Origin of the sequence: Photobacterium jeanii (genome assembly GCF_001650345.1) — a bacterium.
In the GTDB taxonomy this organism is placed as follows: Bacteria; Pseudomonadota; Gammaproteobacteria; order Enterobacterales; family Vibrionaceae; genus Photobacterium; species Photobacterium jeanii.
This window is the reverse complement of the sequence record NZ_LVHF01000033.1, coordinates 890,321-902,421: the sequence shown is the minus strand read 5'-3', so window position 1 is coordinate 902,421 and position 12,101 is coordinate 890,321. Positions and strand designations below refer to the sequence as shown.

5 protein-coding genes are annotated in these 12,101 nt (G+C 42.5%); 2 read left to right on the top strand and 3 right to left on the bottom strand.

From position 1 onward, the window contains the following. Window positions 1–29 precede the first annotated feature (29 nt). Window positions 30–1,859, bottom strand: a complete 1,830-nt coding sequence (locus A3K86_RS21415) for an extracellular solute-binding protein (RefSeq protein ID WP_068336402.1) — start codon at window positions 1,857–1,859, stop codon at window positions 30–32. A gap of 262 nt (window positions 1,860–2,121) precedes the next feature. Between A3K86_RS21415 and A3K86_RS21410 the strand changes: the two genes are divergently transcribed. Beyond that, window positions 2,122–2,589, top strand: a complete 468-nt coding sequence (locus A3K86_RS21410) for an RNA methyltransferase (RefSeq protein WP_415860044.1) — start codon at window positions 2,122–2,124, stop codon at window positions 2,587–2,589. A 78-nt stretch (window positions 2,590–2,667) separates the two neighbouring features. On the opposite strand, the gene A3K86_RS21405 is transcribed toward A3K86_RS21410, so the two are convergent. Then, window positions 2,668–3,048, bottom strand: coding sequence for an NADH:ubiquinone oxidoreductase (locus tag A3K86_RS21405; protein WP_068336396.1), 381 nt, complete (start codon window positions 3,046–3,048; stop codon window positions 2,668–2,670). A gap of 1,174 nt (window positions 3,049–4,222) precedes the next feature. On the opposite strand from A3K86_RS21405, the gene A3K86_RS21400 reads away from it, so the two are divergent. Next, complete coding sequence (locus A3K86_RS21400) at window positions 4,223–7,780, top strand: Ig-like domain-containing protein (protein WP_068336394.1); 3,558 nt, start codon at window positions 4,223–4,225, stop codon at window positions 7,778–7,780. 91 nt (window positions 7,781–7,871) lie between these two features. Here A3K86_RS21400 and fdhF read toward each other — a convergent pair whose 3' ends face one another. After that, entirely contained in the window at window positions 7,872–12,038 is a 4,167-nt protein-coding gene (gene fdhF, locus A3K86_RS21395) for a formate dehydrogenase subunit alpha (RefSeq protein ID WP_068336392.1), read from the bottom strand. Window positions 12,039–12,101: the final 63 nt, after the last annotated feature.

The window sequence follows — 12,101 nt, the reverse complement described above, 5'->3', positions numbered from 1 at the left end:
GTGGGCAATACTTTCTATTAATTCAGCTGCTACTGACGCTTCTTAGGTAGCTTGCTTGCTTTATTCACATCAACCCACCAAGTATCTAGCCCTAAACCGTATTTAGGTCGAATTGCAGGACGTTCAAATTTGTCCCATGTTGCAATCCGAAACTTACTCAAATGCCACTGGGGGATCACATAGAAATTCCACTGTAAGACTCGATCTAGTGCCCGCCCGTAATCTAATAAGGCTTGTGGGTTTTCTTGATTTTCTGCAATCTTCTCGGTGAGGTAATCCACAGCTGGATCTTTCACCCCTGCGGTGTTGTATGAACTCTCGATATAATTGCTATTCCAGCCGATCAACAAGTTGGTACTTGGGTATTTATTCGCTCCGTAACCATGCGACACCATGTCAAAATCACGGTCACGTAAGCGCTTAATATATTGGGTAGTGTCGATAGTGCGGATCTTCATTTCCACACCAATCAATTTAAGGTTCTTTTGAACTGGAATCGCAATACGCTCTGAGGTTGGGCTGTAAATCATGAGCTCAAACGCCAGCGGTTCTCCTGACTTCACGTTTGTCATGACCTTGTCTTTAAGCTCCCAGCCAGCCTCTTTCAATAATGAAATAGCTTTGCGCAGATTAGATCGAATACGCCCCGAACCATCAGACACAGGAGGTTGATACTCTAGGGTAAAAACTCGTGGAGGAATTTGGTCTTTGATAGGTGCTAGTAACTGCTTTTCAGCATCAGATGGTAAGCCTTTGGCTTCATATTCGGTATTTTGAAAATAACTTCGTGAACGCGTGTACTGATTATAAAACAGCGTCTTATTCATCCACTCAAAATCCATGGCGTAGTTTAGGGCTTCACGTACGCGTGCATCACTAAAAAAAGGACGTTCCGTATTAAAAACGAACGCTTGCATCGCCTGAGGGATCTCGTGCGTAATTTCTTCTTTCTTGATAAAACCGCTATCAAAGTTTTTACCCTGATATAAAGTCGCCCAAAACTTAGCGACATTTTCCTGCCTAAAATCGTATTCACCAGCTTTAAATGCTTCAAGAGTCACGGTCGCATCACGGTAGTAGTCATAGCGGATGGTATCGAAATTATTACGCCCAACATTCACTGGCAATTGCTCAGCCCAATAGTCTTTTACGCGTGTATAAGTGATACTCTGTCCTGACTGATAATCGCTGATCTGATATGCGCTACTTCCAATAGGTGGCTTATTTAATGGTTCACTAAGATCTTTATCTTGCCAGTAGTGCTTAGGGAGCACTTTCAGCCCTTGCACTAGCGCAAGTAAAACTTCTCGGTTAGGTTTCTCCATTTCAATTCGTACAGTTTGCTTTGAAACCGCTTTAACCGATTTGACATCTTTATAATAAATCTTAAATTGAGGGACACCCTGCGTCTTGAACTTCTCAAAAGTAAAGGCAACATCTTCCGCTGTGATAGATCGCCCGTCATGGAAAATGGCCTTAGGATTTAGATCGACTTCCATCCATGAATAGTCATCTTCATAACGCACTTTTTCAGCAATCAGTGGGTAATAGCTGTCTATCTCATCTTCACTTGCAACAAAAAGAGAGTCGTAAATGTTATCGGCGCCTGCAACAGAAACACCACGGGAGCCATAACGATTAAAACTATCGTACGTTCCGACTTCTGAGTATGTAACATTGCCGCCTTTTGGGGCTTGTGAGTTCACGTACTCAAAATGCTTAAAGTCTTCAGCGTATTTTGCCTCACCAAAGCCAATCAGACGGGTAGATTCTACAACCTCGGCTTGTACCAAGGGTGCTCCCATCAAGGTTAAGCCGACAGTCCATGCAGCCTTCTTTAGCACAACTCCCCTTTGCATAAAAACCTCTCAAATATCATGCAGAATCACACAAGAAATTTCCAAAAGAGCGCAAAAAATGGAAAGACCTTATGTATCGTCGATATCTTAAACGATAGAACACATCAGCTTATTCAACAACTAACCAAAATCTAATTGACTAATTAATAAAGAAAAAGCAACAGGAGAAAATAAAGCCTAGTCTAGAGATCGGTAGCATATTAGGAATAACTGATCTTTAGCAAAAAAGTCCGTATAATCGCGCATCATTTCAAAAATTAAGATGAGTGTTATGAGCAAAGGTTACTCTTGTGTCGGGCTTTTTAACCCGAAAACCCCTGAAAATGTTGGATCAGTGATGCGTGCCGCTGGCTGCTATGGCGTGAATTCTGTTTACTACACAGGCACTCGATACGACCTTGCTAAACAGTTTTGTACTGACACTAAAAATGTTCACCGCGATATTCCACTAATCGGCGTTGAAGATTTAAAAGCTGTATTACCGCATGGTTGTGTACCTGTAGCTGTTGAACTTACAGACGATGCTAAGCCGCTACCTGATTACAAACACCCACCTCGTGCTTTCTACATTTTTGGCCCAGAAGATGGCAGCTTGAAGAAAGAAATCACTGAGTTCTGCCGTGAGACTATCTACGTGCCAACCCAAGGCTGTATGAACCTAGCCGCAGCAGTAAACGTGATCCTTTACGATCGAATGGCTAAAGGCGAGAACTTCTCAAACCATAAATAGTTTGTGGTTTTGAAACAAACAAAAACGGGCTGTCTCATGACAGCCCGTTTTTATATTCAATAAATTAGTTTAAAGCGTTTAAGCTGTTTGCGCTTGCAATGCTTTCTTCTCTGTTTGTACGCGGCGATTCATTTGGTATTCGCGCAATTTGAAATAACCATAAGTCACAACAATAGAGAAGAATAAGTAAGATAACGAGAACACAATTGGAGAGTTAATCAGATTTGCGTTCATGCTCCAAATAACACCAACCACTGTCACTGCCATCTTTGCAACTAAACCAAGAAGAAGCATTAATAATGCAAGTTGCGGATAACGGGCTGAGCTACGAAACGCCAGCCAATAGCCGCTACCTACAGCCAATGCAGCTACCGCAAAACCAGCGACAAAAGAGTGATAATGTTCACCAGACATCACGCCAGCAATCATCGAGATAAGGAAAATAAGAGCAAATTTCATACACACCTCATTAGTGCAAATAGAATAGAAAGCGTCCCTTAAGCTTGTCTCTTAGTTGACAGACGCATTTTCTCATGAAATGCACATTTTTCAACCACGCTAAATGTTAACTAATGATCACGCACACAATATACTTCAGCACTTTACATTTTGTAACACCCTAAACCATTGTTTACAAGCACCCCACAGAAATAATGTTAATTCATTGTTAACAATGATCAATTTGTAAGAAATGATTTCAATCTCTGCTTTTGCAGCCATTTCCCACATTGAAACCGTAATTTTCCGATTACCTACCCTATTTATATTCAAAATTCGTCACTTAGCTGAACATAAATGTGGAATTTTACATTTCACTGTTGGAGTCATTCACGTGGTCTGATCAGCGGTAGAGCGCAGTCAAAAAAATTTCATTAAAGAAGTTATAAATTGATAACTAAGTAATATTCCTATACCGTCTCCTTGTTTCCTCAAATATACGAATACAGTCAATAAAAAAGCTGCTATCTACTTAGGTCATAATAAATAGAACGCTGTGTTTATAAGCTGATTGCTTTTGCTCAGTCTTACAATAAAGAAAAGTGAGCTTAAACTTTGAAGTGGCTTGGAAAATACGGAAAGAGATGATTGGCAATTAAGCAAAGCTTGTAACGCCTAAGTCTATTAGTGACAGTGATATATCTCCCACTGTAAAAGCAATAAACCACTTAGATTTAAGATAGTTTCGAATAAGCGCGTAAAAAGTAAAACTAAGTGATAATTAGTATTTATATCAAACTAAACATTATTCTGGATTTATTTCTCAGAACAAAAGTAACTCAGTAAGTTATTATTAATTGCATAATAATAATTACCGCAAAATCACCATTATAAAACCAAACCAGCAAACCTCTGATTTAATTACACTTTAACCCAAAAGTAACATTTTAATTTTTATATCCACTATAGAAACAATGTAACTTTCACTTCTATCACCAGCTAAATAAGTGGTCATTTGCCCCTATTTTCATGCAGTTGAAATATCTGGCTTGAGTTATTACTTTTCGCACTCAGCAGATATTTCCTCTGGTAATACCATCGCTATCTATCTGCTTTTCCTTTGTTTATTTTTCACACACAACGTGTTTTGCATGTTACGTGTGCTTTTTGTACTCGTATTTATTAAGGAGAATAAATGTACAAGCCTTGTTGGATGAGTGTACCACTCATTGTTATGCTAACTGCATGTGGCGGTGGCAGTGATGACTCAAATCCGAACCCTACTCCAGATCCAAAAGAGAAAAAGACACTCAGCTTTATTGGTGATGTCTACGATGGCCCTATTGTAGATGCAACCGTTTCTATCTACGCAGGTGATCAACTTCTCGCATCAGGTAAAACCAACGCCGATGGTAAGTACAATATTAAAGCCGCCATTGAAACTAGCGTTTATGAGAAAATTAAAACTCAACCTATCACCTACCGTGCACTTCGTGACGACATTATCCTCTATCAATACGATGGAAAAAGCTTAGAAGAAGCGTTCAAAAAACAAGAAAATTCGGCACTTATCAGTAACTTCTCAACTGTTGAATACATCTTGGCTGATACTGATAACAATGACTTTGTCTCAAGAGCTGAGTGGGATCTATATTTAGCCTTTGACCGTAACTACACAGAACCTCTCATTATTCGATACGGTACAGGTCTTAAGTCTATTATTGACTACTCTGCATCTTTAGATGGTTATAAAAATACCACGCAGTGGCTTCGCGCTCTTAGAAATGAAGCAAAATGGGACAGTTGGTACCAAAAACACACAGCCCAGTACAAACAAGCATGGGATGCATTATTCTCTGACACTTGGTTTATTGAGCAAGAAAAACATCGCTTTAAAGACATTACAAGTTGGAAAGTTAAACTGGATGAAGTCACTGCACCAGATTTTAACGAACCAGTAGCATATGGGCTTTCTATCACTGGTATCCCAAATAAAGCCAGCGTAGGTGATAAGGTAACGCCAAAAGCATTTGCCCTGTTCACTAACATGACATCAAAGAATGTTACTAGCAAAACAACTTATACCGTTAGTCCTGCCGACGCATTAGAAAGCAAGGGGACACATTGGGTTATCAAAAAAGCTGGTTTCATTAGTGTCAAAGCCCAATACCAAGACGTAATCGTTACAGAAACAATTGCAGTTGATATGGGTGATACTACCCTTACCAGCATTACTCTGTCTGGTGTAAATGAAACGGCAACAGTTGGGGATAAACTAACACCTAAAATTTCAGCTAGTTGGTCAAATGGCACCACTTCAGATATTAGTGCACTATCTGAAATCACATACTCACCACGTGATGCCCTTAAGTTTAAAGATGGATACGCTTATATCGCCACTTCAGGTGAGATAACGCTAACCGCTTCATACATGAGTGAAACATCGACTGTTGTGATCAACGCTCAAGAAGCAGTGCTAACAGGGTTAGAATTGAGTTTTGATCAGCGTAAACAATTCTTTGGCAAGCCTTTCCAAATTCGAGTAGAAGGCAAACATGAAAACGGTTATATCCTTGATTTAACCCGAGATGTCGAATGGACTTCAAGCGATGTAGATATCATCCAACCTATTGGAAATGGAATGTTCAATGGTAGAACCGTTGGTACTGCTACGCTCACAGCAACATACGGCGACTTTACGGTTAGCCAAGATTTTGATGTTGTTGCTGAACTACAAGGGTTAAGTTTAAACCTACCTCATAATCAAATCTCCCGTGAAGAAAGTATCCAGCTTACATTAAACGGTGAATATAGTGACGGCTCTGTCAGCGTTATTAATGAAGATATTGTTTGGAACAGTAGCAACCCTGAACACTTAACAATCGATGAAAACGGTATGGCTTTAGGTGTTCTCGAAGGTGAGTCTTTAATTACGGCAACTTATAAAGAGCATACTTTAGAAGAAACCGTCAAAGTTATCGCACCGAAAATTGTTGACTCTTACCCTAGATTTAACGAAGAAGGGGTAATGATTCTAGATGAAGGCGTAAACTACGATGCGTTCAAGTTCAGCTTCACACGTTCAAATGGTGTAACTGAGGTTTACGAAGTAGAAGAAAAGTTCCACTCTTTTAGTGACTTCAATACAAACCGCGATGCCTCAAACATTCAAATTGGCCAGCTTGATTTAAAAGCTGAGGATGGTCCAGTTATGATTGGTGCACGTGCAGGTGAAACTGAGCTTAAAATTTATAAAGCTTCTGTAGAGTTCCAACAAGTATTAGTTGAACTTGGTGCAATCAAATCAGCCAGTGATTACCCTGATTCGGTAACTATTCCAGTAGAGGTTAAAGATAATGCCAATGTATACCAATGGCACAGATTACCTCTAAATGATTCGATTAAAGCAGTAAAAGAAAGCTTAACTAACGGAAGCCTAGAGTTAATCCAAGCAACTGTAAGTGGTGATGCAGTCTACCGTTTCTGGCAAGTTGATGGACTAGGTACTAAAGGACCTCTTTACGTTACGAAAGTGACCTCTGAAGGTGAGAGTGAAGCTAAAGTAGTTGGTTTACCTACCGAAGACTTCAAATTAAGACGTAGCCGAATGATCAACAGTAGCAGCGACTACATTTTCTTGGTCACTTCAAACCATGATTCATCAGGTGTCATGGATGAGGATAAAGCATACCGCTACAACCCAGTTACTGGCGAACTTCTCCCGATTCCACGTCAAGGAGAAAGAGAAACTAAATGGCTCAAAAAAGGCTATGTATTTGCTAAGAACGGCGATCTACTAAGTATTGGCTCTTCAACTATTTCCACCTATAACTTTAAAACAGCTCAATGGAATGAACTTAGCAAGATCAAAGGGGATTATGTTCAACTGCCAAACAGTCATGATCAGATTGGTATTCTCGAAATGCCAAGCTATGACAACTACTTCAGTCCTCCTGTACTTAAGATCATAAACCTAGAAACTCTAGAAATTTCTGAACAAGAGTTTATGTACCCAGGCGATACAACTTTCACTTGTAGCTCAAGAGAAAGTGTGAGTATCGCTGTTAGAGATACACTTCAAAACTCTGGAGCTGGATGTTTAGTCACTGATGAAATGTACAAAAATGCTGTCGGGTACTTCCTATGGGATTCAATTGCAGAGGAACCTCAGCTACATAAATTCGCACCTAACACTGGCGACATTCTAAATAGTGCTGAAAATTATGGTGTTGCAACTATTAAAGAGGACGGTCACATCGCCTACACTGCTGGTAAGCGCAGTATTGAACAAGGTGCTTATATTCGCCATTTCGAAGTCGCTGAAATAGTGGATATTGAAGTAGATGGTTCTATCGAGCAACAAGTTATTCACAGCGCTCCGATTAAAGAAACTACGGGCGATTTATATAGCAAGTATGAACGAGACTACCCTGCAATTGACGGTACAGCACAAACAATCAGTAACCCTGATGTTCCAGCTGAAGTCTTTGGTATTTTTGAGCATGGTATTGCGCTAAAAGGGGAAAATGGCAACTGGAATACCAACCATATTATGTTTGGCTTCCCACGCGGCAACCACCAGAAAAACTATCATATCGGTGATACCATTATTCTGAGTCACGAAGGTACAACCGATGAAGATGAGCAGCAATACTGGCAGCTACAACTACGTAAACCGCCAGTAAACCCTGAGCCAGAGCCGGAACCAAATCCTGAGCCAGAACCTGAGCCTGAGCCAACTCCGGAATCTTAAGTTAAAAGCTTAAATTACGTCTAGTTATGCAATAAAACAAAGGGCTACATGAAGTAGCCCTTTTCTTGTTTCTAACTTAATCCACCTTACGTTAAACAGGTACAGCTTCAACTTCTGGTACTGCAATCTTTTCCAACTTCACAGCGGCAACCTTAAACTCAGGGATCTTCGCATGTGGATCCGTTGCTGTAATTGTCAGACGGTTTGCTGGCGACTCGGCAAAGTGGAATGGGACAAAGACTACCCCAGGTTGCATACGCTTAGTCACAAATGCAGGCGTTTCGATATAACCACGGCGTGTCGACAGGCGCACCATCTCACTATTTTGGATACCCAAACGTTCAGCATCAACCACCGACATCATCACTCGAGGACCAGCCAGATTGTCCAAACCTTTGGTCTTACGCGTCATGGTGCCAGTATGGAATTGCTCCAACAGACGACCCGTCGTTAGCACTAATGGATACTCGTCATCAGGCAATTCCGCCGCGTAACGGAATGGTACAGCCACCATTTCGCCCAAGCCACGCTTAAATGTTTCCGCATGCATGATGCGTGTACCTTGATGATCATCCGATAAACATGGCCATTGAAGACCATCACGTCCAACACGATCCCAGTGAATTCCAGCATACTGCGGTGTGACTTGCGTAATTTCTTCCGTAATCGCTTTCACCGAATCATACTGCCAATCAGCTCCCATCGCTTGCGCGATTTGTTGGATGATCCACCAGTCTTCTTTCGCTTCACCCGGAGGGTTTACCGCAGGAGAAATACGCTGAACGCGACGCTCTGTATTGGTAAAGTGACCCGCTTTTTCTGCAAATGAACAAGACGGCAATACAACATCTGCATACTGCGCTGTTTCAGTTAGGAAGATATCTTGCACCACTAAGAAATCGAGCGCTTCTAATGCCTCGATGACATGTGCTTGGTTAGGATCACTCAGCACAGGGTTTTCACCCATGACGTAAAGCCCTTTTACGTCACCGTGACACGCAGCATCAATGATTTCAGTTAGGGTTAAACCAGACTCACTCGGCAATTCAGGTTGTTGCCATGCATGAACAAATTTGGCATGAACTTCTGGGTTGTGCACTTTCTGGTAACCCGGGAAGTTATTTGGTAGCGCCCCCATATCACATGCACCTTGCACATTCGACTGACCACGCAGTGGATTAATACCGCCACCTTCAATACCAATATTGCCACACAGCATTTGTAAGTTGGCAATCGAGCGAACATTATCATGCCCTGTGGTGTGCTGAGTAATACCCATTGAGTAATACACCGCCGTGCGCTCTGCGGTGCCGATCATTTTCGCCATCGCGATAACATCGTCCGCTTTAATGCCAGTGATCAACTCCACTTTCTCTGGCGAGTAAGCCTCTTGCATCACTTCCGCTGCTAACGCTTCAAAGCCTTCTGTACGCTCTGCGATATAGGCTTGATCATGCCAGTTATGCTTAATGATTTGCTGCATTATGCCGTTAAGAAGCATCACATCCGTACCCGGACGCTGTGCAACGTACAATTGAGCATGCTCAGCCATATCGATCTTCTTCGGATCAGCCACAATTAAGCGTGTACCGTGAGTCTTGATCGCTTGCTTAATATGCGACGCAATAATTGGGTGTGCAGCCGTAGTATCAGAGCCAATCACAAACACCACATCTGAGTGTTTGATTGACGGAATGTCATTAGTCATGGCACCACTGCCAATCGAGGCTTCAAGCCCAGTAACCGTCGAGGCGTGACACAAGCGAGCACAGTGATCAATGTTGTTGGTAAGCAACTCACGACGGAATAACTTCTGGAAAGCGTAGTTATCTTCGTTCGTGGTTTTTGCCGATGAGAAACCAGCCAGCGCCTTACCGCCATTTGCTAATTTAATCGCAGACAGTTTATCTGCCACCAGCGCAATAGCTTCATCCCAAGTTGCCGGTTGCAACTCACCATCACGACGGATCAACGGCGTTGTCAGGCGGTCTTTGCTGTTTACAAAATCAAACCCAAAGCGCCCTTTCACACACAGCATACCTTGGTTAACCGGAGAATCTTTTACGCCTTGGACATAACGAATTTCGTTACGGCTTTCGTCAACAAACATGGTCAACTTACAGCCCACGCCACAGTAGGTACAGATAGTGTCGACAGGCTTAAGCATTTCGATTCGCCCTTGCGAACGGTCTCGAGCATCGGTTAACGCACCAGTCGGACACACTTGAACACAAGCGCCACACTGCACACAATTCGAATCACCCATGCTGTAGCCATTTTCAAATCCTGGGCGACACTCTGGACGATTAGCACTGGTTCCATCTTCATTTTTCATGAAGCTGAGCGCGCCATGTACCGTCTTATTGCTACAAGTATCAACACACTGACCACAGCTGATACAGCGGTTCGCATCGAACACAATAAATTCAGCACTATTATCAACGGCGAACTTCTGACAACCTTCAAGGTTAATATCGGTTTCTTCTACTTTGTATTCAGTCGCAAAATCACGCAATTTACAATCAGTGTTCGCCTGACAGCCACACTCTAAACAACGTTCTGCTTCTCGAATCGCATCAATGTTGGCAAAACCTGTTTCAACTTCAGCAAAGTTCAGCTCACGCTCTTGACTGCTAAGCTCTGGCATCACTGAACGCATGACTTTCTTGATACTTTCAAAGTGCTTGGCATCAACTTGCTTAAGCTTTGGTGCTTTTTGAGCGTTAAACGGTTTAACTGGCACATGTTCCATAGTGCCTTCAAAAAAGCGGTCAATCGCTTTAGCAGCAACACGACCATCAGCCACAGCTTCAATCGCCGTAGCAGGACCACGGCGGAAATCACCAATACTGAAAATGTTACCCGTACCTGAGTGCATGGTATCTGGGTTCGCGTCTTGGGTATTCCAACGAGTTAGTGGCAGATCCAATGCTTCGTTGTCCATGAAAGACAAATCAGGCTTTTGCGAAACAGCAGAAATGACTGTATCAAAAGCCTCCATGAAGTATTCGCCTGTTGCTTCTGGACGGCGACGGCCTGACGCATCTGGCTCACCTAACGCCATTTTTTCCAGTTTCACTTCACACACACGACCATGAGCATCGGCAAAGTTTTCTACTGGATTAGTCAAGAAGTGGAATTTCACGCCTTCGTGTTCAGCTTCAACAATTTCGTAATCTTCAGCTGGCATTTCATCGCGTGTACGACGGTAAATCAGCGTCGTTTCTGCGCCGGCACGAACCGCAGTACGTGCACAGTCAATTGCTGTGTTACCACCGCCAATCACAGCCACTTTTTTTCCTGTGGTGTATTGCTGTTCCGTAACAAAATCTTTTAAGTAATCAACACCTAAGTAGCATCCGTCAAAATCACTACCTGTGTAATTCATCTCAACCGCTTGCGAAGCACCAACAGCTAAACACACTGCATCGAAATCTTCACTTAATTGAGATAATGAGAAATCTTCACCCAGCTTTTTATTGGTTTCGACAACCATGCCATTTCGGCACATCAACTCGATTTCTTTATCGAGGATAGCTTTAGGTAAACGGTATTCAGGAATACCATAACGAAGCCAACCACCCGCTTTTGGCATAGATTCAAAAACAGTGACGTTGTAACCTTCGTTCGACAAGTAATAACCACAAGTCAAGCCACCCGGTCCACTCCCTACAATGGCAATCGACTTTCCTTTTGCCGATTTTTTCGGTGGCACATAGCTTTCTTGAGCCTCAAGATCGATGTCCGCTGCATGGCGCTTTAACTGACGAATCGCTAAAGGTTCATCAACCAAGCTGCGACGACACTCACTTTCACAAAACGCCGGACACACACGGCCAATCGACAGCGGCATAGGCAGAGTGCGTTTGATAACTTCAACGGCTTTTTGATGATCATCTTGCGCTATGTGATACAGGTAAGATTGAATATCCACCCCAGCTGGACATGCTGTTTGGCATGGTGCTTCACAGTCGGCATAGTGATCAGACATGATCTTGTTAAGCGCTTGCTGACGACGCTGAGATAAGTCTTCAGATTGGGTTACGACTTCCATACCTGATTGCGGCTTAATTTCACACGCACGTTGCACGCCTTCACCAGCGACTTCAACGACACATAAACCACAAGGGACTTTTTCACCATTTTGGTTAAGTCCACACAGGGACGGAATTTCGATATTGTGCTGACTTACTGCATCAAGCAGTGACAGTTCCGCATCAAGTGCATAAACCTGTCCATCAATAGTGACATTCATCATTACTTGCCTCTTTTATTATGCTCAGCGCCGCAAAGTGAAATAACTTTCTATCTGCTTTAGGGA

Coding starts and splice junctions, on each gene's coding strand:
- A3K86_RS21415 (WP_068336402.1), bottom strand. CDS start 1,859: ATGCAAAGGGGAGTTGTGCTAAAGAAGGCTGCATGGACTGTCGGCTTA.
- A3K86_RS21410 (WP_415860044.1), top strand. CDS start 2,122: ATGAGTGTTATGAGCAAAGGTTACTCTTGTGTCGGGCTTTTTAACCCG.
- A3K86_RS21405 (WP_068336396.1), bottom strand. CDS start 3,048: ATGAAATTTGCTCTTATTTTCCTTATCTCGATGATTGCTGGCGTGATG.
- A3K86_RS21400 (WP_068336394.1), top strand. CDS start 4,223: ATGTACAAGCCTTGTTGGATGAGTGTACCACTCATTGTTATGCTAACT.
- fdhF (WP_068336392.1), bottom strand. CDS start 12,038: ATGATGAATGTCACTATTGATGGACAGGTTTATGCACTTGATGCGGAA.